Genomic DNA, 23,000 nt, shown 5'->3' with positions numbered 1-23,000 from the left:
CTCCGGGTTGCTGCATTTTTTCATGACATTCTGACTCGAATCGAGCGGGGACATTTTGCCCTCTGTTATACATGAGAGCTTACGCGCTTTTGCGCCTGCTTGGCAACTTTCACGGCGCCGGAATGCGCTCTTTTTGCCCAAATTCATGTCCCTGGTCACATCTTGCCATGCAAGCCATGGAAACTATTGCTCAAAAACACATTTAATGTCTTTGTTGGCATGTTATTTTGATATGCCTTATCATTGCGTTGTTTGTTGGCGGTCACTTCCAGATACTCGCCGGCAGCGCCAGCGAGAGGATGCAGGCAGAGTTCATGCGTTCGAGTAAGGCGGGCAGTTCGCGCACCGGAGCCATGGTGTATTTTCATGCGGGCTATTTGATCCCATGGTATCCATGGCGGCGTTTTGCATTATGCTGGCGTAACCGTTATCCCCCACACGCTGCCTGACGCCGAAAGATGACCATGCCTGTCCAACGTCCGCTCCAGCTTGCCATTGCCTATGGCGCCACCTTGTGCGTATTTTTGGCCATCGATGCCCTGTGGCTGGCCGTGCTGATGAAACCGATGTACGCCGCGGCGCTGGGGCCGTTGCTGGCGGACACGCCCCGCTGGGCGCCGGCCACGCTGTTTTACCTGCTGTACGTGGCGGGACTGCTGGTCTTTGCCATTTTGCCCGGCTTGCGCTTGCGCCGCGGGCGCACTGCGGCAGCGCTGGGCGCGTTGCTCGGGCTGCTTGCCTACGGCACCTATGATTTGAGCAACTACGCGACATTGCGCGACTGGCCGCTGGCCTTGACGGCGATCGACATGGCCTGGGGCGCCGTGCTGTCGGCCGTGTCGGCGACGGCAGGCTACCTGGCCGCTAGCCGTCTGGGGCGCTGAACTCCGCATCGAAGCGCAGCGCCAGCATGGTAATGTTGTCGCTATGCAAGCCTGTTGGCGGGTGGGAGAGGAAGTCGTCGAACAGGGCGCTGACGGCCTGTGCCGCAGTCTTGCCGGCACACAAGGCGGGCCAGCGGGCCATGAGGGCCAGCGGATCGTCGCAGGCCCAGAAACCGTCGCTGGCCAGCAGATAGTGGGCGCCGGGGCGCACGCGCAGCACGCGGCGGTCGCCCAGGTGCGCGAGGAAGGGCGGCAGGGTGGCCGCATCGAGGCCGCGCAAGGGCTTGTCGAGCTGCAAGCTGTCGCTGATGGCATTGCCTAAAATGAATGCCTGCGAGATTTGCGGATGATGCTCGCCGTGCACGGCGGCACGCCAGCGCGTCTCGTCGAGCGCGCCGCGCATGGCGTACACGGTGGCCGGCACGTGGTCCACGGTGAGGATGCTGGCTGCCCCGTCGGCGATTTCATACAGGCGCGAATCGCCCACGTGATACAGCAGCGGCGCTTCGCCGGGCGGCACTTCCAGCAAAGTCAGGGTGGTGCCGGGCGGACGCGCCTGGGCTGGTGCGGCCATGGCGAAACTGTGCTGCAGCCGCGTGTGCAACTCGTCGAGCCTGGCGGCCAGGCTGGGCGTGTCGAGGCAGGCGGGCATGGCCAGCAAGCCTTGCACGGCCGCTTCCGCCGCTTCTCGCCCCTGGCCGTGACCGCCCATGCCGTCGAGCACGGCGGCGCGTACATGGCCGCGCGGCCAGCCCGGCACCTGGCAGTGGAATGGCGCTTGCTGCGACAGGCAGACGGCGTGGCCGCTGGCATCGATCAGCAGGAAGTTGTCCTGGTTCTCGCGGCGCGGCAGGGGACCGGCGCCCACGCTGGTGCCGGCGGCGGCATCGAGCCAGGGGCCGAAGTCAAGTCCGTCTTTAATTAAATGCATCGGTTGGTGCGGTCCAGGCGGCCAGAAATGTTGATCATAGGACACAGCTTAGCCGAAATTGCGCAGGGACGATACCTTGCTTATCTGTTAAATACGCAAGCGGCGCTACAACAGTGCCAGCCCGATTTTTGGCCCAGGCATGTCTGTCAGCCTGCCGGACCAAAACCGTCAGTTGCATGACTGCTACGTGTCTTTTTTGCCAGCAGCGGTGCCGGTGGTCTTCTTTTTCCGCTTAGCTGCCACGATGGAAGTTGTTCCGAATCGCCAGCAGCAGGAGGGCGCCTATGCTCAGTGAACCAATGGACTGCAGCAGAGACATGAAAATCAGGGGGCCGCTGTATACCCGCACCGCTGATGTACTGCTTAAAACCGAGGTGGGACTGGTGGCGTTCTGTATGGCCAGCATGGCGGCGGTACAAACCCGTGGCCGCTGTACGGAGGTGGTCTTGCCGCCTTGTATGACTTTGCACGATGTGCTGGCATTCGCGCAATCGGCAGTGGTCGAGCAATCGAGAGGCAAGAGTAACAGGAATAACAGAAAAAAAAGAGCATTCCAGCCCAGCAGCGCAAGGATTGCCCGCTTTATCGAGGTGCCATAGCCTGAGACAACATCATATAAATAGGAGAGGAGAAAATCTATTTTCAAAAAATTGAGGTAAGGCTTGCTACCGGCGGAGAACGCCCTTCGCCGCATGCGCAGTTCCAGACCAAAAAATATCGCTTCTTCACGCACGGCGCCAGCATTCTTCATGAGAAGCCGCAGGGCACGGTAGCGCTGATAGATGTCGATGTCAGCCTGGTTGGGATAATGGTGTTGGAATGCGGAAAGTAGACCAATGTGGGGGCCGAATTCACTGCCATGAAACGTGGTATCGCTGGGAAATATCGCGCCATGCGTGCTCGGTGGCTGGACAAATTTACACTGCAAGAACGCTGCGCGCTTGCTGGCGTTCAACCGGTCAAAAGAGGCATCTCTGATAGTGCAATAGCGGAGCTCGATTTGTGTGTCAATCACCGTATCGATCAGGCTCAAGGTATTAAATGACTTTGCAGATGCATACAGCTTGTCAACTTTGCAGCGCGTAAGCTTGAATGACATATCCAGTTGTGCGTGCCCGATACAGGTATCGCTGGCGTCAAAGTAACACCGTGTAGTGTCCAAGTAGTCGATATGCCCGCCTTCGAAACTAATATCCATGATGTTGTACGGATACATGTCGAATCCAGCAGTGAACGTATCAAAGCGCGAGGCATTGAATTTCAGTTCCATGCCGTAGTTCCGCACTAGGTGCAAGGGCGGCTCCGTGAGCTTGAACCAGCCATGTACGTCCAGATTGCCGAAATTAATGCAAGAGAAATTCTCGTTTGCATTAAAACCATCAGGATAGGCCTGGATGCCTTCAAAATAGAGGGAAAAGTAGGCGTGGATGAAGCGTTCCAGCTCATATGCTTCAACTCTCCTGCGGAGCTGGCTCACGCGTTTTCCTTTGACGCGCACTTTCCTGCGGTAGCTCGCAAGGCTGGCAAAAAAATCCTCTCTAAGTGCGACAAGTTGTGCGTGGATAGAGGGGAGATCGCGCACGGCTGTGCTCCAGATGGCGGTTGCGGGCATCTTCGAGATTAGGCGCACTGGGATGCTGCCGCAATAGCCGCGCGCAGTGCCGTTTGCGTTTGGTCAGCGTTACTGCGAATGCCAGTATTGTCTTTGGCAAAAAACAGGCAAACGACCTGGCAGGGCGGCGGACGCGCGGCGCGGCAGATATTTGCCAAATAAGAATGGGGCGGACACGGCCGAGGCCGATTTCCCTACCGTGACGGCCAAAATGGCGTCAAAAAAACCTGCGGCAGCAGGCTGGCGCAGGTTTTTCATGGTGCAGGTGCAGGGCGGTGCTTAGCGGCGATGGCCCCAGCCGTGGCCGTGGCCGTGACCACGGTCATAATAGTCGCGGCGGCCATGGTCGCGGTAGTAGCCGCGGCCCGGTTGCACGTAGACGACAGCCGGCGGGCCGTAGTAGCGCGGTGGCGGCGCGTAATACACCGGCTGCGGGGCAGGGGCGTAGTACACCGGCTGCGGCGCAGGCGCGTAATAGGTTTCGCGGTAACCGCCGCGATAGCCGCCACGGTCATAATAACGGTCATTCGTGCTGATGCTGTTGCCGACGGCGGCGCCAAGCACGCCACCGACGATCGCGCCATTGCGCCCGCCGGTGCTGTTGCCAATGGCCGCTCCGACAACGGCGCCTGCAACGGTATTGAAGTCGCGGTCACCGGCGACTGCGGCCGAAGACACAGCCACTGCCGCTACCATTACCGCACCCAGGAGTTTCTTGTTCAACATGGCATTTCCTTCCATTCCGGCGAGATCACAATGATCTGCATGGAGTGGACTATATCCGCTGCCGCAAGCTTGTTCCACGTCTAATACAACTTATTACAATCAGGGCGGCGTGGTAACAGTTTCAGCCTGACACGATAGGCGCAAACGCTTGCCATTCCGGACGCAGCAGGCTATACATTTTCACGTCGCGCATGACGCCATTGATGAAAAAGGCCTGGCGCTTCACGCCTTCCTCGGTAAAGCCGCACCTTTGCGCGATCCGTTCGGAAGCCGTATTTTGTGGGTCCATCAGCAATTCCAGACGGTGGTAGGGATAGGCATTGAACAGGTAGTCGACAACCAGGCGCGTCGCTTCGCCGCCATAGCCGCGTCCGCCCCACTTGGGGTCGAACAGGCGGTAGCCGATTTCGCGGCAAGCCGGGGTGCGGCCCTTGAAGTGCGTGATAGAGCCGATGATGTGCTGGTGATGGTCTTCAATCAGGAACAGTTCACTATCCTCCGTGACCAGGCCCGTCTGCATGAATTCGCGCCGGATCGCTTCGGGCGACTTGAATTGCATGGAAAAGAACTCGCTGCGCGCGGGCAGGTCGTTGATCAGCGCGATATAGGTATTGAGGTCGGCGGCGGTCAAATGCCGGACGATACAGAGTCTTCCCTTGAGCATGGCGGTATCCGGTAGCGATCACGATCTGCATGGTAATCGACTCTGGGGGAAAGAGGCAATCGATCCCGTAAAAGTTGCTGCAATGACAGAATAAATGCGCTATCGTAGAAAAATTCGCGCCTTGCCCATGGCCACGGCGTACCCGCTTCGACCTTGTTGACTGGAACTGAACACATGCATAGTATCCTGACTGGCGCGCCACTGCGCCGTTCCGCCGTATCCCTTGCCCTTGGCTGCATCGTCAGCGCCGGCGCCTTTGCCGCCGCGCCAGGCAACACGCCGCAAGCGCTGGCGCAGGTGCGCGACACCGCGCTGCAAAGCGACTGGGCCTACGCCCGCCTGGCCGACATGACGGATCTGATCGGCCCGCGCCTGTCCGGCTCCGCCGGCGCCGCCGCCGCCGTGCAGCAGGTGGCCGACACCATGCGCCAGCTGGGCGCCAAGGTCACCTTGCAGCCCGTGAAAGTGCCGCACTGGGTGCGCGGCGTGGAAACGGCGGAAATCGTCGACTATGCTGGCCGTCCGCAGGGCGTGTCGCAGCGCGTGGTGCTCACCGCCCTGGGCGGCTCCGGCGCCACTGCGGCCGCCGGCCTGACGGCGCCCGTGATCATCGTCAAGAGCCTGGAAGAACTCAAGGCGCGCGCGGCGGAAGTGAAGGGCGCCATCGTGCTGATCGACACGCCGTTCGACCAGGAGATGGCCGAGCGGGGGCTGGCCGGCGTCACCTACGGCCAGGGTTCGCGCTCGCGCTTCCTCGGACCGAAGGCGGCGGCCGACCTGGGCGCGGCGGCCGCGCTGGTGCGCTCGGTGGGCGGCGCCGATTTCCGCATCCCGCATGCGGGCGCCACGGGCCTGGACGACAATAAACGCATTCCCGCCGCCGCCGTCACCGTGGAAGACGCCCTGCTGATCGGCCGCCTGGCCGCGCGCGGCCCGATGAAAATGCACCTGACCCTGACGCCGCAAAACCTGCCGGAAGCCGATAGCTACAACGTCATCGCCGACTGGCCGGGCACGGACAAGGCCGACGAAGTGGTGGTGGTCTCGGGCCACCTCGACTCCTGGGACCTGGCGACGGGCGCGCACGACGACGGCGCCGGCGTGGTGGCGGCCATGGGCGTGGTGGAAACCCTGAAAAAGCTCGACTACCGTCCGCGCCGCACCATCCGCGTGATCGCCTGGATGAACGAGGAAAACGGCGGCCGCGGCGGCCAGGCCTACTTCGAGGCCCACAAGCAGGCGCTCGGCAAGCAATATGCGGCCATCGAGATGGATAGCGGCGCCGGCCGCCCGTTTGGCATCAAGGCCAGCGTGGGACCGAAGGTGGAAAAACTGTTCACGCCTTTGCTGGCTGCCCTGCAGCCGATGGGTGCACACGCGTTCACGCGCCGCGATGCGCTGGGCACGGGCGATTTGCACCGCCTGGAAACGGGAGGCGTGCCCAGCTTCGAGCCGCTGGTCGACAGCCACAGTTATTTCCACTACCACCATACGCCGGCCGACACACTGGACAAGGTCGACCCGAATAACCTGAAACGCAACGTGGCGCTGATGTCGTCGCTGGCCTGGTTCCTGGCCAATATCGACGGCGAGATCGGCCGCGCGCCGGAGCAGGGCGAGTAAGCGGCATGGCGCCGGGACAGCGCCAGCTGTGGCGCCTTGACAGGGCCGGCGCCTGGGCAAGGGGAGTGTGCACCCCGGCCCCTCAGTTTTTCAGATAGCAGCCCTCCGGAAAGACAATTTGCCTGGCCAGCGCGGCAACCATAAGATATGCAGCTGTAAATAATTCTCATTTAGTTGGGAATCCATTCTACGCAGCACACTTGCCCGGCCCATGGCGGCCGGGGTTTGCCTCTCTTCTGATCGTCAGGAACGCTGGTGCCCCGTCTTCGCTTGCTTTTTCCCCTACTCCTTGCCGGCTGGCTGGCGTGTGCCGGCGCCAGCGCCAGTACGCAGCAGCCGTCGCCGGCGCCGCGCATCGAGCGCTGTACCATCGCCGATGAACAGGGCGACTTCGGCTTGCCGACGCCCTACACCCATGCCAGCGGCGGCATGGGCTATACGCTGACGAGCCTGATTTTCGACACCCTCGTGTGGCGCGATGCCAGCGGCAAGCTGGTGCCGGGGCTGGCCAGCGCGTGGCGGGAGAGCGCCGACCACCGCACCGTCGATTTCACCTTGCGCCCCGATGCGCGTTGGCATGACGGCAAGAGCGTCACGGCGGCGGACGTGGTGTTTACCTTTGCGTATTTGCGCCAGCACCCGCATCCCCTGTTCGACCTGGGGGCCATCGACGGCGTGGACGACCTGGGCAAGGGGCGGGTGCGCGTGCGCCTGAAGCGCGTATATGCGCCGTTCGTGGCGCAGCTGGCCGGTTCGGTGCCCATCCTGCCGCAGCATGTGTACGCGCGCCTGGACGACCCCCAGCACGTGAAACAGGCCGACATCGTCGGCAGCGGCCCCTATCGCCTGGGGGCGTATGACAAGGCGGCGGGCCGCTATCTTTTCACCGCGAACGAAGCGTACTACCTGGGCCCGCCCAGGGTGCGCAGCCTGCTGTTCCTGCGCATGCAGCCTTCGCTTGCCGTGGGCGCGCTCAAGCGGGGCCAGGTGGACATGATCCGCAGCCTGCCGGCGCCCCTGGCTGCCGAAGTGACGCGCTTTGCCACCGTGGTCAGCGCGCCTTCCGGCCATCCGGTGCGGCTGCGCTTCAATCATGCGCGCCCGCCGTTTGCCGACAAGCGCCTGCGCCAGGCCATCGCGCGCGGCATCGACCGGCAGGAACTGCTGCGCGTGGTCGAGAACGGGCAGGGCGAGGTGTCCGCCGGACGCTTCGTGCGGGGCAGTATCTGGCAGAGCGGGGCGCCGTTCGATGCGTATGCCTACGATCCGGCGGCAGCGCGCCGCATGCTGGCGGAGCTGGGCTACCGCGCCGCGCCGGACGGTCGCCTGCGCGACAGCGGCGGCAAGCCGTGGGTGCTTGAACTGGCGGCGACGCGCAGCCTGGCGCGGCCCGCCAGCCAGCTGGCTGGCCAGCTGGAAAAGCTGGGCATGGAAGTCAATGTGCGCATCATGGACGGCGGTATCCTGGGCGCGCGCATGGTCGCTGCCGATTTCGACCTGGCGCTCGTCAGCCAGGGCAGCAATGGGGACCCGGAAAGCATGCTGCGGCAAACGGCGGGCAACGGCGCCTTCAGCGATGCCTTCCGCCGCGCCGATCTGCTCGAGCTGCTGCAGCAGCAGGTCGGCACCGTCGATGTCGCCAAACGGCGCGCGCTGCTCGACCGCGCCCAGGCCATCTATGCCGAGGAGCTGCCGGCGTTTTTCCTGTATTCGCCGCAGTGGATCACGGCGGCCAATGCGCGCCTGCGGCCGTGGTTCACGCCGGGCGGCATCGCCGTCGGCATCTCGCTGCCGCTGAACAAACTGATGTTCGTGCAGTAGACGGGAGCCGACGCTGAGCGCTTCTACGTTCCCGGGCCGGCGCGCCGCGGGCTATGCGCTGGCATTGCTGGCGCTCGTCAGCCTCGACTTCGCGCTGCCGCTGCTCATGCCTGGCGACCCCGTCACGGCCATCCTGGGGCAGGATGCGCTGATCGAACTCGATGCGGCCGAACGCGGCGCCCTGCTGGCGCGCCATGGCCTGGGCGGCGGGCAGCCGCTGTGGCAGCTGTACCTCGGGCACCTGGCGCAGCTGCTGCGGCTCGATTTCGGCTATTCCATCCGCCACGGCATGCCGGTGAAGGATTTATTGGCGCAGCACCTGCCTTGGACCATGCTGCTGGTGGCGTGCGCGCTGGTGCTGGCCCTGCTGCTGGGCGTGGTGCTGGGCATCGAGGCCGCGTTCGCGCAGGGCAGGGCGCCGGACCGCGTGCTGACGGCCATCACCCTGGCACTCGACAGCATCCCGCCTTTCGCCCTGGCGATGGGCCTGGTCATGCTGTTCGCCTATGGTTTGCAATGGTTTCCCAGCAATGGCGCCATGGCGCCGTTTTCCATCCAGACGGGTGCGGCCGCATGGCTGGAGCGCGCACAGCACCTGGTGCTGCCCGTGTGCGCCATGGCGCTGCCAGCGGCCGCCGGCGTATTCCTCAGCGCGCGCGCCACGGCCGTCAGCGTACGGCAGCGCACCTTCATGGACCTGGCCCGCGCGCAGGGCGTGGGGCCGTTCGCCTTGCGCTACCGCCACCTGGCGCCCAACGTGCTTGCCGTCGTGCTGTCGCGCCTGGGCGGCGTGGCCGCGCGCCTGGTGTCGGGCGCCGTGTACGCGGAAACCGTCTTTGCCTATCCCGGCATCAACCTGGTGCTGACGGACGCCATCATCAAGCACGACTACCCGCTGGTGCGTGGCGCCCTGCTGGCGACGGGGCTGCTGCTGTTCGCCCTGAACTTGCTGGCCGATGCACTGGCCGCCCGCCTGGCGCGGCGCGCGCAGCGCGCGCCATGAACGCGTCCGTGCGCGCGGGGACCGGGCTGCTGCTGGTGCTGGCCCTGATGCTGGCCGGCGCCAGCTGGCTGCAGCCGGCGTCCGGCGGCGCCATGGATGCCGTGCTGGCGCCGCCCGGCGCCCTGCACTGGCTGGGCACCGATGACCTGGGCCGCGACGTGCTGCGCCGCCTGGCCGTCGCCGCGCTGCCGACCCTGGGCATCGGCGTGGCCGTGAGCGCCGCCAGCATCGTGCTGGCCGTGCTGCTGGCGCTGTGCGGGCTGGCCTGGCCGGCGGCCGATACGCTGGTGCTGCGGCTGGCCGACCTGTTCAGCGCCTTGCCATCGACTCTGGTCTTCATCGTCATCGCCTCGGCCATGCAGCCGGGCGTGGCGGCCCTGGTGGCGATGCTGGCGGCATTCGGCTGGGATGTCGAATTTCGCGCGCTGCGCCTGCGCCTGCGCCAGGTGTGGCGCCAGGAGAGCCTGGACGCGGCACGCCTGGCGGCGGCGTCGGGCATCTACCTGCTGCGCCGCCATGTGTGGCCGGCCATGGCGGGATTGCTGGCCGTGCAAGCCGTGGCCCTGGCGCGCCGCGCCGTGTTTCACTACGCGGGCCTGGCCTTCCTCGGGCTGGCCGATCCGCGTACCCCGACCTGGGGCGGCATGCTCAATGAAACCATGCCCTATCTTGCCCACCCGGACGCGCGCGCCTGGATCCTGGCGGCCTGGCTGTGCCTGGCCATGCTGCTGATCGCGCTGGCGCTGCTGGGCCAAGGCCTCGACGAGCGCGCGCGATGCTAGCGGCGGCCGCTTTCTGCATCGAGGCGGATGGCCGCCAGCTGCTGCGCCAGCTGCATTTTCAGGCGCGTCCCGGCATGCCGCTGGTGATCATCGGCGAATCGGGCGCCGGCAAGAGCACGCTGGCGCGGGCCTTGCTCGGCATGGCGCCGGGGCGCGGCAGCGGCAGCTTGCGCGCCGGCGGCATGCAACTGGTGGATGCGGACGAAGCGGCGCTGCGGCGCTGGCGCGGCCGCCAGGCCGGCCTGGTGCCGCAGGATGTGCACGACGCCCTCAATCCCCAGCACACCTTGCTGGCGCAGGTGGCGGCGCCTTTGCGGCGGCATCTGGGCATGCGGCGCGGACCAGCCGAACTGGCGGCCGGTGCCCTGCTGGTTTCGCTGGGCCTGGCCGAAAACCTGCACCGGCGCTATCCGGCCCAATGCAGCGGCGGCCAGCTGCAGCGCGTCCTGCTGGCGGCGGCGCTGGCGCCTGACCCGGCACTGCTGGTGCTGGACGAGCCGACGTCCGCGCTCGATCCCGCCACCAGCGCGCTGGTGCTCCGGCGCCTGCGCGCCGAAGCGGCGCAGCGCCAGCTGGTGGTGGTGACGCACGACCTGGAGCTGGCGCGCGCGCTCGATGGCGACGTGCTGGTGCTGTACGGCGGCAGCGCCGTGGAAACGGGGCCGGCCGCAGCGGTGCTGGCGGCGCCGCGCCATCCCTACACGCGCGGCCTGCTGCGCGCCTGGCCGCGCGAGAACGGCAAGGACTTGCAGGGCATCGCCGGCACCCATGAAGAGGGCGCGCGCGGCTGCGCCTTCGCCAGCCGCTGCAGCCAGCGCATCGCCCGCTGCGGCGAGGAAGCGCCGGCGCTCGATGCCACGGGCGTGGCCTGCCTGCGCGGCGGCATCGTCACCGTGCTGTCCGCGCGCGGCGTGCACAAGCGCCTGGGCGGGCAAGCCGTACTGGCGGGCGTCGACCTGGACGTGCAGTCGGGCGAAACGGTGGTCATCGTGGGCGCGTCCGGCGCGGGCAAGTCGACTTTGGCGCGCATCCTCGTCGGCCTGCAGCAGGCCGATACGGGCACAGTGACCACGCCGGAGCGCGAAGAGGGGGGCGCGGCGGCGGGCATCGCCTACGTGCCGCAGCATGCGGGCGCCTCGGTGGCCAGCCACTTCAGCGTGTTCGAGGCGGTGGCCGAGCCGCTCGCCATCGCGGATCGCGTCAGCGTGGACGCGATCCGCGTGGCGGCGCTGCGGGCGCTGGCCGACGTGCGCCTGCCGGCCACAGAGTCCTTCCTGAAGCGCCAGGCGCGCAGCTTGAGCGGCGGGGAATTGCAGCGCCTGGCCATCGCGCGGGCGCTGATCGCCGATCCGGCCGTGCTGGTGGCCGATGAACCGACCGCCGCGCTGGATGCCTCGGTGCAGGCGAAGGTGCTGCGGCTGCTGCTCGACGTGCAGGAGGCGCGCGGCCTGGCCCTGCTGCTCATCACGCACAATCTGCCTGTCGCCCGCCACGTGGCGGACCGCATCGTGCGGCTGGAAGATGGCCGCTGCGCGGCGTTGCCCGGGCCGCAGGACGGCACGGAGGGCGCCGCGCCGGCGGCCTGGATGCGCCTGGCCTAGCCGAGGAAATCGCCTACATACACCAGGTGCTCGAACGGCGGCTTTTCGTTCTCCGTACGGGCCAGCACCGTGCCCAGCGTGGCGCGCAGCACGGCCTGTTTCGCGTCGGCGCCCGCGTGGGCGACGATGGCGAGCGGCGTGCTGCCGGGCAGGTGGCGCGCCAGGCGTTCGACCAGCGAGGGCAGGTCGGCGCGCATGGTAAAGAAGACCAGGGTGGAACCCGTGGCGGCCAGCTTGTCCAGGGTGTCGCTGCCCGTGTAGTCGTCGCGCGTGTCGGCCGAGGCGGCGAGGATCACGGAACGGCTATGCTTGCCGCCGGTGACATCGCGGGCCAGCGCCGCATTGGCCGCATTGAAGCAGGAGATGCCAGGGATGACGACCGGGTTCAGTTCGCTGAACTCGCTCAGGTAGCCCGATTGCGGCCCGAAGATCATGGCGTCGCCATAGTCGAGTACCGCGACGGTCTTGCCGGCCGCCGCCGCCGCATGGATGATGTCGCGCGTCTGTTTTTCCATGGCGTCGACTTCCTCTTCCGGCGTGTCGCGCCGCGCCAGGGGGCTGAACAGGCCGTGGCCCGCCTTGTGCAGTTCCTTGCCGTCAAGCAGGTCGGCAAACGCCTCCAGCAGGCGCGGGATGCCGAACACGATATCGACGCCGCGCAGGGTTTTCTGCGCCTTCACGGTGATGCTGTCAGGGTCGCCGATGCCGGCGCTGACGAGGTACAGGCCGCAGCGCGCGCCCGCTTGGGTGGTATAGGTCATGGTTCTCTTCTCTTTACGGATGGGTGATTGGGATGGTGGAATCGCTTAAAAGTGGTAACTGGCGCTCACGCGCACGTCGCGTCCCGGCTCCGGCAGGATATTGCCGACGCCGCCGTCGAGCGAACTGTGGCTCGTGTAGCGCTTGTCGCCCAGGTTGCGCACGGCCAGCGCCAGGCTCAGCGCGTGCAGCGCGGCCGGCTGCCATTGCAGCTGGACGTCGTGCAGCACGTAGCCGGCCCGCTGTACTGCCGCTTTCGGCACGTCGTCCAGGCGCCGCACGGCGTTCAGGGTATAGCCGGCCGTGAGGCCGGGCAGCATCTGCCAGTGGCTGTCCCACGTGAGCCGGTCGCCCAGCGCCGTGCCCACGCGGCGCGCCGGGTTCAAAGGCTTGCCGCCCACCGTGGTATCGGCCAGCACCACGCCGACGGACGAGCCGTAGCCGCCCCGCTGCCAGCGCGCCTTCCATTCCCAGCCCTTCGAGCGCAGGGTCTCGGGCATGTTGCGGATATACGCGGGATACACGACGCCCTGGCCGGCCCATTCGATCAGGTTGGCAATGCGGGTGTCGAAGTAGCCGAGGCGTACGGTCAGGCTGTCGCCGTCCAGCAGCGCATTGGCGCCCTCGTACTTCAGGCCCGCTTCGCGCGTGGTCGAGGTTTCCGGCTTGAAGGGCTTGCCGTTGTTGAAATTGCTCTTTTTGTCCAGGCTGGTGAGGAAACCGATGGGGATGATGCCGCTGGCGCGCACGGCTTCGCCATAGCTGGCAAAGGCGCCCACGCCGCGGCCCAGCTCCAGCTCGGCGCCCGCGTTCGGCGATGTCTTGCCGCCCTTGAAGGTACGCGGTCCGAAGGCGGTATCGTAGCGGTCGTGGCGCAAGCCCAGCGACAGCTGCAGGGCTTGCCAGCGCATGCGCTCCTGCACGAACAGGCCCAGATTGCGCGCCTGCGTGGATTTGCGGCCCGGCCCCAGGACGGCGGCGCCCAGCACGCCGTTGGTGATGCCTTCCTCGTCCATGAAGTCGGCGCCGGCCGTCAGGCGGTGCTGCGTGCCGGCCAAGGCCAGGTTTGCCGTATTGCGCACGCTGCCGCCCCGTTCCGTCGTCCTCGCGCTGCGCGCCTGGCTGACGTCCTCCAGCTCGTTCTCGTTCAGGTACAGATTGAATTTCCAGTCCAGCAGCGCATTGCCGGCCGGCTGGTAGCGGTGTTCCAGTGTATAGGTATGGCGTTCGCTGCGCTGGTAGGTGGGCACGGCATTCGCGGGCGCATAGCCGTTGTCGCTGCCGACCCGGCTGAACAGATAGAACCCCGCATTGCGGTTGCGCGCCGCGCCCAGGCGCAGGCTATGCCCGGCCAGGTCCAGCAAGCTCAATTTGAGCAGGTAGTCGCGGTCATGCCCGGCCGAATTGGGCACGTCGCCACCGCCGCCGATGCGGTAGTTGTCGCGGTTGACGGCGCTGACATGGGCCAGCAAGCCCAGCTTATTGTCCAGCGTCTCGCCCAGCATGCCGTACACGCTGACGGCGCCGCGCCGCGCTTCGTCGGCGCTGGCGTACGCCGCGCGCACGCTGGCGCCGGCGCGTTTGCCAGGCGCCAGCAATTCCTGCGCATCGACGGTGTCAAAGCGGATGCTGCCGCCCAGCGCGCCCGGTCCCGCGTCGGCGCTGGGGCCGGGCTGGATATCGACCTGTTTCAGCAAGTCGGGATCGATGCCGCCCAGGTCGCCCCGGTGCTGGTGCAGGCTGCGGCCCTGGCGCGCGCCGTCGATGCTGATGTTCAGGTTGGCGCCGTCGACGCCGCGCAGGTAGATGCGCTGCGCATTGCTGGCGCCGCCGCCCACGCTGACGGCGGGTTCGCTGGCGAAGACGTCGGCCATGTCCATGGCTTGCTGGCGCTGCAGGGTCTCGCGGGAAATGCGCGTGATGCCCGGCAGGGGCGCGTCCGGCGCGGACTGCTCGATCAGCTTGACTTCGGGCAGGGTCGCCAGCGGCGCGGCCTGTTCGGCGCGCGTGTCGGACATTTGCTGGGCGAAAGAGAAGGGGGCGATGGGCAGCGCGCTGGCGCCAAGCAGGAAAAGGGGAACGGCATGTCGCATGGGAAGGTCGTCTTTGTCAGAAGGGAAGCTACGGGAAGGGAGGGCGCAGGTGCTGGCCTGCGCAGCGTCAGTCGAATCTGCTACAGCAGCGCTGTCCCGGGACTGGAAGCGGCGCGCCGCACCGCTTCCGGTCCCTGAAATACCCGGTTGGCTTCATCTCGTCAGCCGCCATTCTGAAAGACGGGGGCAACGTTGGCTATTTGTATTTCTTGAGCGGCGCCATCAGGAAAACTGAGGGCTGCCGATTACAGTCCTGCGCGCTTGGCGACCAGGGTCAGGATGTCGTAGCTGGCCACCAGTTCATCGTTCTGGTTGGTGACCTGCACGTCCCACGACACCACGCCCTGGCCGACGCCCTTGTCGTCGCGCCGCTGGCGGTCGACCTTGCGCTTGCACGTCAGGCGCGCGCGGATGGTGTCGCCGATGCCGACCGGCGCGACGAAGCGCAGGTCGTCGAGCCCGTAGTTGGCCAGCACGGGACCCGGCGCCGGGGAGACGAACAGGCCGGCTGCCGCCGCCAGCACGAAATAGCCGTGCGCGATGCGCCGGCCGAACTGCGAATCGCGCGCGGCGATCTCGTCGAAATGCATGTAGAAATAATCGCCCGAGATGCCGCCGAAGGCCACGATATCCGCTTCGCAGACGGTGCGCCGGTGCGTCAGCAGCGATTCGCCCACTTCCAGCTCGTCGAAATGCTTGCGGAACGGATGCTGCACGCTTTCGCGCACGGCGGCGCCGCGCACGTATTCGCCCGTCACGGCCGTCAGCATGGTGGGCGAGCCTTGCAGCGCCGAGCGTTGCAGGTATTGCGAGATGGCGCGCAGGCCGCCCAGCTGCTCGCCGCAGCCGGCGCGGCCCGGGCCGCCGTACTTCAGGTGCGCCGACGCCAGCACGTCCGTCCCCGCCGCCGCCACTTCGCGTTCCAGCACCAGCACGCGCCCGTGCGAGGCGGCCAGGCGCGGCACTGCATACGCGGCCAGCTTCGGATCGCGCGTGGCCAGGGTGCTGGCCAGGCTGCCCCTGCCGCGTGCGGCCAGCGCCAGCGCTTCCTCCACGTCAGCATACGGCATCAGGGCGCAGACGGGGCCGAAGGCCTCAATTTCATGCACGGCGTCGCTGCGCGCGCCGCCGCGGCACAGCAGCAGTGTGGGCGCGGCAAAGGCGCCATCGCGCACGCCTGCGCCGGAAGGCGCGTAGCCGTCCGCCTGGCCGCAGACGATGTCGCTTTCCTCGGCCAGGGCGCGCACGCGGGCGCCCAGTTCGCTGCGCTGCTCCTGCGATGCCAGCGGTCCCATTTGTACGCCTGCCTGGGCCGGGTCGCCGATCACCACCGCCGCCAGGCGTTCGCGCAGGCGCGCCGTCAGCGCTTCGATCTGCCCGTGCGGCACCATCACGCGGCGGATGGCGGCGCCGTCCTGGCCCGCCTTGACCGTCATCGAACGCACGATGGCGTCGACCAGCAGCTCGAATTCCGGCTCGCCGCTGCGCACGTCAGGTCCCAGGATGGCGCAATTGAGCGACGCCGCGCCCAGGCTGACCTGGACCGAACGCGCCAGCAGGTTGGGATGGTTGCGCAAGGTCGTGGCGGTGGCGTCCGAACCGGTGAAGCTGACGGCATCGTTGTCCTGCAGGCGGGCCAGCAAGGCATCGGCAGGGCCGATGGCCAGCTGCAGCGCGCCTTTCGGCAGCACGCCGGACGCGTCGATCAGGCGCACCAGCGCTTCGGCCAGGTAGCTGGTGCAGGTGGCGGGCTTGACGATGCAGGGCATGGCGGCCAGGAAGCTGGCGGCGAATTTTTCCAGCAGCGACCAGACGGGCAGGTTGAACGGGTTGATGTGCAGGGCCACGCCGCCGCGCGGCACCATGATGTGCGTGCCGGCCGCGCCGCCGCGCCGGCACAGCGACATGGCGGGCGCTTCGTGCAGCACATTGCCCGAAGGCAGGCCGCTGGCGGCGATGCCGGCGTAGGAATTGAGCACGCCGATGCCGGCGCAGATATCCTGCTTGCTGTCGGCGCGCGTGGCGCCGCTTAGGTAGGCGATCGTGTACAGCTCCTCGCGATGCTGCTGGATGTGCGATGCCAGCGCCCGCAGGCAGGCCGCCCGCTGCTGGAAGTCGAGGGCCATCAGCGCCGGCACGCCGGTGCGGCGCGCATAGTCGAGCGCCTGCTGCGCGTCGACCGACTCGGCATGCGTGTGATAGATCAGCGAATTGTCGATGGCGCTGTGCAGCGACAGGCCCGCTTCGCTGCCCATCCAGCGTCCGCCTATCCAGCTTTGCAGTGTGCTTACCTTGCTCATGATTGTTCCTCGTTCGTGTGCGTGAGCGATGCCGCCGTTTCCAGCGCATCGATGAACATGCCTGCCACGTCGAAACCCGTCTGCTGCATGATTTCGCGGAAGCAGGTGGGACTGGTGACATTGACTTCGGTGAGATGCGCGCCGATCACGTCCAGCCCGACCAGCAGCAGGCCGCGCGCCGCCAGCACCGGCGCCAGGGTATCGGCGATCTCGCGGTCGCGCGCCGTCAGCACGCGCGCTTCGCCGCGCCCGCCGGCAGCCAGGTTGCCGCGCACCTCGCCCGCCTGCGGTATGCGCGCCAGCGCATGCGGCACCGGCTTGCCGCCGATGAGCAAGATGCGCTTGTCGCCCTCGCTGATGGCGGGAATGTAGCGTTGCGCCATGATGGTGACGGCGCCGTCGCGCGTCAGCATTTCGACGGTGGCGCCCAGGTTCATGCCGTCCTCGCGCACGCGGAAGATGCCGGCGCCGCCCATGCCGTCGAGCGGCTTGAAGATCACGTCGCCGTGCTCGGCGTGGAAGGCGCGCAGGCGCGACGGCTCGCGGCTGACCAGGGTCGGCGCGCAGAACGGCGCAAATTCCAGGATCGCCAGTTTTTCGTTGTGGTTGCGCACGGCCGATGGCCGGTTGAAGACGCGCGCTCCCTGGCGCTGCGCCATTTCCAGCAGGTAGGTGCTGTACAGGTATTCCATGTCGAAAGGCGGATCCTTGCGTACCAGGACGGCGTCGAACTGCGCCAGCGGCAGCGTCGCCGCCGCCTCCCGGTGGAACCACGTGCCGGCGTCGTCGACCAGCTGCACGCGCGCGGCATGGGCGCTGACCACGCCGCCCTCGCAGTGCAGATGCTGCTGTTCGAACACGTGCAGCGCGTGGCCGCGCGCGGCCGCTTCCTGCATCATCGCGTAGGTCGAATCTTTCTTGATGTTCAACAGCTCGAGGCGGTCAGCCAGGATCGCGATTTTCATCGATGCGCCTTTCATTCAATAGGGTGGGGTAGAAGAAACCGGTGGGCCGCGCCAGTGCGCGCGGCAGCCGTGGCGCCATGCGCCGGGTCCTTGTTGCTGGAATATTTCTGCAGCGATGGTAGCGCAACGGGCGCCATTCGGCTCCTCAGATATTTGGACGTCCGCCCTCAGATATTGCGTCTTGTGAGGTACCCGCTATCGGTCTTAGCATCATTGGCGAAATGTCACTACCCAAGCCGGCCCGACCGGATATAACCGCCACATGAGGACACAATGATGCGCCGCTCTTTCAAGACCAATCTCGACATCCGTTACCGCGACACCGACTCGATGGGCCACGTCAGCAGCCCCGTGTACTACGAGTACATGCAGACGGCCTATCTCGAATACATGCACCGCATCCTGGAAATTCCGAAGAGCGAAAAGCTGCCGCACATCATGGTGAAAACCGCGTGCGAATACATCGCCCAGGCCAAGTACGGCGACAAGGTGCTGGTGCTCAGCCATGTCTCCAAGTTCGGCGGCAAGAGCTTTGAAATGGAGCACATCATGCACATCGGCGACGAGCAGGGCGTGGTGATGGCCAAGGCCATTTCCGTGCACGTCATGTACGACTACGAAAAGCAGGCCACGCAGCCCGTGCCCGAGTCGTTCAAACAGACCGTGCTGGCCTACCAGGGCAGCCTCTAAGATGGCGCGCCTGGCATTCCTGCAAGCGCTTGGCGCGCTGGGCCTGCTCGCGGGCGCCGCGGCGCCGCTGGCCGCCAGCGCCGGCGAACCGGTGCGGCGCGTGCTGACGCCGATCGACTGGCCCGCGGCCAGCTTGGCGCGTGCCGGCGCGGCTCAGGCCGACGCGGTGCTGCGGCCGCTGCGCGCCACGGCGCCCGCCGGGCTGGCGCAGGTCAACATCCCGGTACTGCTGCTGCCGGCCGAAGGCGACTGGGGCGCGCCGCGTTTCCATGGCCAGGGCACGGCCTATGCGGCCCTGTATGCGCCGGCAGGAGCGAAGCTGGGGCTGTTCGGCAGCGCCACGCACCTCGTCGCACCAGGTGACCTGAAGCTTGAACATGCGGGCGGCGCCTTCGAATCGATAGGCGACGGCGCCGACTACAGCTTTACGCGCTTTGGCGCCGCCTACACGCTGCGCATGAGCTGCGACGAGCCGCTCAAGGACAAGCGCTGCACCGATCCGCAATATCTGACCGACACGGCGCGTGCGCTGCTGCTCGTGGCGGGAGAAAAACCATGATGAAGACTTTGCTACTGGCTGGCGTGCTCGGTGCGCTGGCATTGCCGGCACTGGCCGGCAATGATGACCGTTTCCTGCCCCCCGGGGCACTGTTGCCCGGCAGTGGCAGCGGGGTGGCCAGCGCCGCCGTGCTGTACCCGGACATGCGCTTTCCCATCGAGAAGGGCGCGGCCTACGCCAGTTCGCATTTCTACGGCGTGGGCGGCCAGCGCGGCAAGGCAGGCGATTCCTGCGACGACGCCAACTATGCCTATCCGTGGCGCGACAATTTTTGCGAGCTGCGCAAGGACAACCTGCCGTTCTGCCTGTCCGGCGGACATCAGGGACAAGACTTGCGCCCGGCCACCTGCCGCGCCAATTTTCACTGGGCCGTAGCGGCCGACGATGGGGTCATCGTGCAGATCGCGCGTTTCAGCGTCACCCTGCAGACGGCCGCCGGCACCTTGTACCGCTATGTGCACCTCAATACCAGCGACCTGGCCGTGCGCGAATTGCAGCCGGTGGCGCGCGGCGCGCGCATCGGCAGGATTTCGAACAACTGGATCGACAAGCTGCCGATCCACCTGCATTTCGACGTCAAGGACACCATCAAGGTGGGCCAGCAGACCCTGGTGACCTTCGTGCCGCCGTATGCCAGCCTGGTCGAGTCCTACATCCAGCGCAACAAGATACAAGGAGAGCAGCATGAGTGAAACGATGCAAGGCCGGCGCGGGCGCAAGCGGCCGATCCTGGCGATATTGCGCCAGGAGGCGTCGACGCCGGGCCGCGCCGGCAAGCTGCTGCGCGACAAGGGCTTTGAACTCGATATCCGCCGTCCCGTATGCGGCGACCCGCTGCCCGACACCCTCGATGGCCACGCGGGCGTGATCTCGTTCGGCGGCCCGATGAGCGCGAACGACAGCGACGCGCACATCCGCCGCGAGATCGAGTGGCTGTCCGTGCCGCTGGCGGAAAACCGGCCGTATCTGGGCATCTGCCTGGGCGCGCAGATGCTGGCCAAGAATCTCGGCTGCAAGGTGACGGCGGCCGAGGGCGACGTCACGGAGATCGGCTGGTATCCGCTGAAGCCGACGGCCGAAGGCCAGCGCATCATGCCCAAGTGGCCGGACATGGTGTACCACTTCCACATGGAGGGTTTCGAGCTGCCCAAGGGCGCCATCCTGCTGGCCGAGGGCGACGCCTACCGCAACCAGGCCTTCCGCTACGGCGAGAAAGCCTGGGGCATCCAGTACCATCCCGAGCTGACCCTGGCCATGCAGCGCCGCTGGGCGGTGAAGGGCGCGCACCGCTTCCACCTGCCGAACGCGCAGCAGGGCGAACAGCACCTGCAGGGGCGCGTGCTGCACGACAAGGCGCTGCGGGCATGGTTCAACGGCTTCCTGAACCGCGTGTTTACCGAAGCATGAGCCGCCAGCTCGCTACCCTGCAGGACGGCCTGGCGCTGACCCTGGACCAGCTGCTGGCGCGCCAGAGTTTCAAGTGGCGCCAGTACCAGCCCGGCGTGCTTGCCGCCTGCGTGGCCGACATGGACCTGGGCACCGCGCCCGCCGTACAGGCGGCGCTGGCGCAGGTGCTGCAGCGCGTCGATTTCACTTATCCCCTGCGTGACGGACGCAAGGCCGACCGCGCCGTGGCATACGCGTTCGCCGCGCGCATGCGCCGCCTGTATGGCTGGCAGGCCGAGGCCGACCAGGTGCTGGTCCTGCCCGACCTGGTGCAGGCGACGTTTGCCGCGGTGATGGCGTTTTCCGACCCGGGCGACGGCGTGATCGTGCAGGTGCCGCACTATGCGCCGTTCCGCGAAGCGGTCGAGGGCACGGGCCGGCGCCTGGTCGCGCTGGAAATGCGCACGGGTGCCGACGGCTTCCAGCTCGACCTGGAGAGCCTGGAACAAGCCGTCGATGCCCGCACGCGCGTGCTGATCCTGTGCAATCCGCACAATCCGACGGGGCGCGTGCTGAGCCGCGCGGAGCTGGACGGCGTGCTGGCCTTTGCCGAGCGCCATGCATTGATCGTGGTGTCCGACGAAATCCATGCCGACCTGGTCTACCCGGGCGCGCGCCATCTGCCATTCGCCTCCTTGTCGCAGGCGGCCGCCGCGCGCACCGTCACCCTGAACTCGGCCACGAAGAGCTTCAATATCGCCGGACTGCGCTGCGCCGTCGCCCATTTCGGCACGCCGCAGCTGCAGCAGCGCTTCCATGCGCGCCTGCCGGCGCGCCTGACGGGCGCCGTCAACAACCTGGGCATCGACGCCACCGTGGCGGCGTGGAACGACGGGCAGCCCTGGCTCGACGCCGTGCTGGCGCACCTGCTGGCCATGCGCGACTACGCGGCGCAGATCCTGCGCCGCGAGTTGCCGTCCGTCCGCTTCCACGTGCCGCAGGGGACGTATCTGCTGTGGCTCGATTGCGGCGCGCTGGAGCTGGACCAGCCGGCGGCGGATTTCTTCCTCCAGCATGCGCGCGTGGCGCTCAGCCCGGGCGAAGTCTTCGACGCGCGCGCCGCGCACTGCGCGCGCCTCAATTTCGCCACCTCGCAGCCGCTGCTGGCCGAGATCCTCGACCGCATGGTCATGGCGGTGCGCGCGCACCAGCGCCGCCGTCCGCCTGCACCCCATTAACCCGGCACAGCCGTGCCACCACCTGGACACAACACCATGGAAACGCCCATCAACAAACACAAGCCGCGCATCCTCATCGGCGTCACGGGTTCGCTCGATTCGACCCTGCTGCCGAACTACCTGCGCATCATCAAGGACCACCTCGATTGCGAGCTGAGCGTGCTGATGACGCCGAATGCCACCAACTTCCTCAAGCCGGAATCGATCGCGCTGTACGTCGACCGCGTCATCAGCGGCGAGCGGCCGCAGGATTGGCCGACCGACAAGCCGGGCCGTCTGGCCGCCGAGCACGACCTGCTGCTGGTGCTGCCCGCCACCGCGAATACGCTGGCGGCCGTGGCAAACGGCTTTTCCGGCAACCGCCTGACCACCGTGATCCTGGCCGCCACCTTTCCCGTGCTGCTGTTCCCCGTGATGGGCGGGCCGATGCTGGCCAAGCCGGCCGTGCAGCGCAACCTGGCGCAGCTGCGCGAGGACGGCTACATCATCATCGACCCCGTCTGGCGCGACCATTTCGATCCGCTGCTCGAGCGCATGCACGGCCACCACTCGCTGCCGAGTCCCGAGCAGGTGCTGGCGCTGCTGCGCGAACGCTTCCCCGCCAGCGGCGTGCAGCGCCTGGCGCTGACCGGCGCCGCGGCCTGACCTTCACAACCAGAGAGAACCGCATGTCCATCATCCTGTACAGCCTGTGCGCCGCCGACCGGCGCCGTCATTATTCGCCCCATGTGTGGAAGATCATCATGGCACTCAAGCACAAGGAGCTGCAGGCCGAGGTACGGCCCGTCTCCTTCGCGGAAATCGCCGGCATCGAGGACGGCAGCTATAAAAGCGTGCCGGTGCTGAACGACAACGGCCACATCGAGGGCGACAGCTTTGAAATCGCCGTGCATCTGGAGCGCGCCTATCCGGACCGGCCCAGCCTGTTCGGCGGCCCGGGCGGCCAGGCCATGGCCCGTTTCGTCGAAAGCTTCAGCCAGACGGTCATCCATCCGCCCGTCTCGGCCATCGCCGCCATGGACATGCATGCGCTGATGTCGCCGGCGGACCAGGCGTATTTCCGCGCGGCGCGCGAGAAACGCTTCGGCAAGACCCTGGAAGAGGCCTCGGCCACCCGCCACATCGAGCTGGCGGCCCTGCCGGAAAAATTCGCGCCGCTGCGCAGCGTGCTGGCCAAGCAGCCCTGGCTGGGCGGCGCGCAGCCCCTGTTTGCCGACTACATCCTGTTCGGCGTGCTGCAATGGGCGCGCATCACCGTGCCGTATCCCTTGCTGCCGGCCGACGATCCCGTCAGTACCTGGTTCGAGCGCTGCCTCGACCTGCACGGCGCCATCGGGCGCTCCGTCGTCCTGTCGGACTGACG

General features: G+C 66.8%; 23 protein-coding genes. 13 read left to right on the top strand and 10 right to left on the bottom strand.

What is annotated here, in order from left to right; all coding sequences use genetic code 11:
* Nucleotides 1-155: 155 nt before the first annotated feature.
* On the bottom strand, nucleotides 156-368 hold the full coding sequence (locus tag O3297_RS11015) for a hypothetical protein (protein WP_305048688.1): 213 nt from the start codon (nucleotides 366-368) through the stop codon (nucleotides 156-158).
* Nucleotides 369-464: 96 nt separating this feature from the next.
* Here O3297_RS11015 and O3297_RS11010 point away from each other — a divergent pair, with 96 nt between their 5' ends.
* A complete protein-coding gene (locus O3297_RS11010; protein WP_034783974.1) occupies nucleotides 465-884 on the top strand; it encodes a DUF2177 family protein in 420 nt (139 codons plus the stop codon).
* Here the strand turns inward: O3297_RS11010 and O3297_RS11005 are convergent.
* From O3297_RS11005 to O3297_RS10985, 5 genes are all read right to left on the bottom strand, one after another.
* On the bottom strand, nucleotides 865-1,815 hold the full coding sequence (locus O3297_RS11005) for a PP2C family serine/threonine-protein phosphatase (RefSeq protein ID WP_305048687.1): 951 nt from the start codon (nucleotides 1,813-1,815) through the stop codon (nucleotides 865-867). The two genes, O3297_RS11010 and O3297_RS11005, sit on opposite strands and share 20 nt — an antisense overlap.
* A gap of 232 nt (nucleotides 1,816-2,047) precedes the next feature.
* Nucleotides 2,048-3,397, bottom strand: coding sequence for a hypothetical protein (locus O3297_RS11000; protein ID WP_305048686.1), 1,350 nt, complete (start codon nucleotides 3,395-3,397; stop codon nucleotides 2,048-2,050).
* Nucleotides 3,398-3,496: 99 nt separating this feature from the next.
* Nucleotides 3,497-3,685, bottom strand: coding sequence for a hypothetical protein (locus O3297_RS10995; RefSeq protein WP_305048685.1), 189 nt, complete (start codon nucleotides 3,683-3,685; stop codon nucleotides 3,497-3,499).
* 21 nt (nucleotides 3,686-3,706) lie between these two features.
* Entirely contained in the window at nucleotides 3,707-4,153 is a 447-nt protein-coding gene (locus O3297_RS10990) for a glycine zipper domain-containing protein (RefSeq protein WP_034751896.1), read from the bottom strand.
* A gap of 121 nt (nucleotides 4,154-4,274) precedes the next feature.
* Nucleotides 4,275-4,817 carry a GNAT family N-acetyltransferase gene (locus tag O3297_RS10985; protein ID WP_070258128.1) on the bottom strand — a complete coding sequence of 181 codons (543 nt, stop codon included), beginning with the start codon at nucleotides 4,815-4,817 and terminating at the stop codon, nucleotides 4,275-4,277.
* Between the two features lie 174 nt (nucleotides 4,818-4,991).
* On the opposite strand from O3297_RS10985, the gene O3297_RS10980 reads away from it, so the two are divergent.
* The 5 genes from O3297_RS10980 (at nucleotide 4,992) to O3297_RS10960 (ending at nucleotide 11,647) form a co-directional block, all read left to right on the top strand.
* Nucleotides 4,992-6,440, top strand: a complete 1,449-nt coding sequence (locus tag O3297_RS10980) for a M20/M25/M40 family metallo-hydrolase (protein WP_305048684.1) — start codon at nucleotides 4,992-4,994, stop codon at nucleotides 6,438-6,440.
* A 255-nt stretch (nucleotides 6,441-6,695) separates the two neighbouring features.
* Nucleotides 6,696-8,261: an ABC transporter substrate-binding protein gene (locus tag O3297_RS10975; protein ID WP_305048683.1), complete on the top strand. Its 1,566-nt coding sequence runs from the start codon at nucleotides 6,696-6,698 to the stop codon at nucleotides 8,259-8,261.
* 64 nt (nucleotides 8,262-8,325) lie between these two features.
* Entirely contained in the window at nucleotides 8,326-9,264 is a 939-nt protein-coding gene (locus O3297_RS10970; protein ID WP_305048682.1) for an ABC transporter permease, read from the top strand.
* On the top strand, nucleotides 9,261-10,046 hold the full coding sequence (locus O3297_RS10965) for an ABC transporter permease (RefSeq protein WP_305048681.1): 786 nt from the start codon (nucleotides 9,261-9,263) through the stop codon (nucleotides 10,044-10,046). Before O3297_RS10970 ends, O3297_RS10965 begins: the two co-directional genes overlap by 4 nt.
* The gene (locus O3297_RS10960; RefSeq protein ID WP_305048680.1) at nucleotides 10,040-11,647 is read left to right on the top strand and encodes an ABC transporter ATP-binding protein; all 1,608 of its coding nucleotides are present in this window, start codon (nucleotides 10,040-10,042) and stop codon (nucleotides 11,645-11,647) included. Before O3297_RS10965 ends, O3297_RS10960 begins: the two co-directional genes overlap by 7 nt.
* Here O3297_RS10960 and O3297_RS10955 read toward each other — a convergent pair.
* The 4 genes from O3297_RS10955 to gshB all read right to left on the bottom strand — a co-directional run bounded on the left by O3297_RS10955 (nucleotide 11,644) and on the right by gshB (nucleotide 17,764).
* The gene (locus O3297_RS10955; RefSeq protein ID WP_070280360.1) at nucleotides 11,644-12,408 is read right to left on the bottom strand and encodes an SAM-dependent methyltransferase; all 765 of its coding nucleotides are present in this window, start codon (nucleotides 12,406-12,408) and stop codon (nucleotides 11,644-11,646) included. The two genes, O3297_RS10960 and O3297_RS10955, sit on opposite strands and share 4 nt — an antisense overlap.
* A 45-nt stretch (nucleotides 12,409-12,453) precedes the next feature.
* Nucleotides 12,454-14,499, bottom strand: a complete 2,046-nt coding sequence (locus O3297_RS10950; RefSeq protein WP_305048679.1) for a TonB-dependent receptor domain-containing protein — start codon at nucleotides 14,497-14,499, stop codon at nucleotides 12,454-12,456.
* A 245-nt stretch (nucleotides 14,500-14,744) separates the two neighbouring features.
* On the bottom strand, nucleotides 14,745-16,799 hold the full coding sequence (paaZ, locus tag O3297_RS10945) for a phenylacetic acid degradation bifunctional protein PaaZ (protein WP_034783922.1): 2,055 nt from the start codon (nucleotides 16,797-16,799) through the stop codon (nucleotides 14,745-14,747).
* Nucleotides 16,796-17,764 carry a glutathione synthase gene (gene gshB, locus O3297_RS10940; protein ID WP_070280423.1) on the bottom strand — a complete coding sequence of 323 codons (969 nt, stop codon included), beginning with the start codon at nucleotides 17,762-17,764 and terminating at the stop codon, nucleotides 16,796-16,798. Before gshB ends, paaZ begins: the two co-directional genes overlap by 4 nt.
* Before the next feature lie 273 nt (nucleotides 17,765-18,037).
* On the opposite strand from gshB, the gene O3297_RS10935 reads away from it, so the two are divergent.
* Genes O3297_RS10935 through O3297_RS10905 form a run of 7 tightly spaced genes read left to right on the top strand, consistent with a single transcriptional unit; the run spans nucleotide 18,038 to nucleotide 22,998 of the window.
* Nucleotides 18,038-18,454 carry a thioesterase family protein gene (locus O3297_RS10935; protein WP_034783925.1) on the top strand — a complete coding sequence of 139 codons (417 nt, stop codon included), beginning with the start codon at nucleotides 18,038-18,040 and terminating at the stop codon, nucleotides 18,452-18,454.
* Between the two features lies 1 nt (nucleotide 18,455).
* Nucleotides 18,456-19,013, top strand: coding sequence for a hypothetical protein (locus O3297_RS10930; protein ID WP_099388187.1), 558 nt, complete (start codon nucleotides 18,456-18,458; stop codon nucleotides 19,011-19,013).
* Nucleotides 19,010-19,705, top strand: a complete 696-nt coding sequence (locus tag O3297_RS10925) for a peptidoglycan DD-metalloendopeptidase family protein (protein ID WP_034783928.1) — start codon at nucleotides 19,010-19,012, stop codon at nucleotides 19,703-19,705. Before O3297_RS10930 ends, O3297_RS10925 begins: the two co-directional genes overlap by 4 nt.
* Entirely contained in the window at nucleotides 19,698-20,420 is a 723-nt protein-coding gene (locus O3297_RS10920; protein ID WP_034783929.1) for a glutamine amidotransferase, read from the top strand. Before O3297_RS10925 ends, O3297_RS10920 begins: the two co-directional genes overlap by 8 nt.
* Nucleotides 20,417-21,637, top strand: a complete 1,221-nt coding sequence (locus O3297_RS10915) for a MalY/PatB family protein (protein WP_244517386.1) — start codon at nucleotides 20,417-20,419, stop codon at nucleotides 21,635-21,637. The genes O3297_RS10920 and O3297_RS10915 overlap by 4 nt, the downstream gene beginning before the upstream one ends.
* Nucleotides 21,638-21,673: 36 nt before the next feature.
* Nucleotides 21,674-22,282, top strand: a complete 609-nt coding sequence (locus O3297_RS10910; RefSeq protein ID WP_070257682.1) for a flavoprotein — start codon at nucleotides 21,674-21,676, stop codon at nucleotides 22,280-22,282.
* A 23-nt stretch (nucleotides 22,283-22,305) separates the two neighbouring features.
* On the top strand, nucleotides 22,306-22,998 hold the full coding sequence (locus O3297_RS10905; RefSeq protein ID WP_034783932.1) for a glutathione S-transferase family protein: 693 nt from the start codon (nucleotides 22,306-22,308) through the stop codon (nucleotides 22,996-22,998).
* The last annotated feature ends 2 nt before the right edge of the window (nucleotides 22,999-23,000 follow it).

The sequence above is a fragment of the Janthinobacterium sp. SUN128 genome (assembly GCF_030587275.1).
Classification (GTDB): Bacteria; Pseudomonadota; Gammaproteobacteria; order Burkholderiales; family Burkholderiaceae_D; genus Janthinobacterium; species Janthinobacterium lividum.
The sequence above is the reverse complement of the archived record's forward strand: the minus strand, read 5'-3'. Positions and strand labels throughout refer to the sequence as shown.

Coding starts and splice junctions, on each gene's coding strand:
- O3297_RS10915 (WP_244517386.1), top strand. CDS start 20,417: ATGAGCCGCCAGCTCGCTACCCTGCAGGACGGCCTGGCGCTGACCCTG.
- O3297_RS10930 (WP_099388187.1), top strand. CDS start 18,456: ATGGCGCGCCTGGCATTCCTGCAAGCGCTTGGCGCGCTGGGCCTGCTC.
- O3297_RS10980 (WP_305048684.1), top strand. CDS start 4,992: ATGCATAGTATCCTGACTGGCGCGCCACTGCGCCGTTCCGCCGTATCC.
- O3297_RS10905 (WP_034783932.1), top strand. CDS start 22,306: ATGTCCATCATCCTGTACAGCCTGTGCGCCGCCGACCGGCGCCGTCAT.
- O3297_RS10925 (WP_034783928.1), top strand. CDS start 19,010: ATGATGAAGACTTTGCTACTGGCTGGCGTGCTCGGTGCGCTGGCATTG.
- O3297_RS10910 (WP_070257682.1), top strand. CDS start 21,674: ATGGAAACGCCCATCAACAAACACAAGCCGCGCATCCTCATCGGCGTC.
- O3297_RS11015 (WP_305048688.1), bottom strand. CDS start 368: ATGAAAATACACCATGGCTCCGGTGCGCGAACTGCCCGCCTTACTCGA.
- O3297_RS11010 (WP_034783974.1), top strand. CDS start 465: ATGCCTGTCCAACGTCCGCTCCAGCTTGCCATTGCCTATGGCGCCACC.
- O3297_RS10920 (WP_034783929.1), top strand. CDS start 19,698: ATGAGTGAAACGATGCAAGGCCGGCGCGGGCGCAAGCGGCCGATCCTG.
- O3297_RS10985 (WP_070258128.1), bottom strand. CDS start 4,817: ATGCTCAAGGGAAGACTCTGTATCGTCCGGCATTTGACCGCCGCCGAC.
- O3297_RS10995 (WP_305048685.1), bottom strand. CDS start 3,685: ATGAAAAACCTGCGCCAGCCTGCTGCCGCAGGTTTTTTTGACGCCATT.
- O3297_RS10935 (WP_034783925.1), top strand. CDS start 18,038: ATGATGCGCCGCTCTTTCAAGACCAATCTCGACATCCGTTACCGCGAC.
- paaZ (WP_034783922.1), bottom strand. CDS start 16,799: ATGAGCAAGGTAAGCACACTGCAAAGCTGGATAGGCGGACGCTGGATG.
- gshB (WP_070280423.1), bottom strand. CDS start 17,764: ATGAAAATCGCGATCCTGGCTGACCGCCTCGAGCTGTTGAACATCAAG.
- O3297_RS10965 (WP_305048681.1), top strand. CDS start 9,261: ATGAACGCGTCCGTGCGCGCGGGGACCGGGCTGCTGCTGGTGCTGGCC.
- O3297_RS11005 (WP_305048687.1), bottom strand. CDS start 1,815: ATGCATTTAATTAAAGACGGACTTGACTTCGGCCCCTGGCTCGATGCC.
- O3297_RS10960 (WP_305048680.1), top strand. CDS start 10,040: ATGCTAGCGGCGGCCGCTTTCTGCATCGAGGCGGATGGCCGCCAGCTG.
- O3297_RS10990 (WP_034751896.1), bottom strand. CDS start 4,153: ATGTTGAACAAGAAACTCCTGGGTGCGGTAATGGTAGCGGCAGTGGCT.
- O3297_RS10950 (WP_305048679.1), bottom strand. CDS start 14,499: ATGCGACATGCCGTTCCCCTTTTCCTGCTTGGCGCCAGCGCGCTGCCC.
- O3297_RS10955 (WP_070280360.1), bottom strand. CDS start 12,408: ATGACCTATACCACCCAAGCGGGCGCGCGCTGCGGCCTGTACCTCGTC.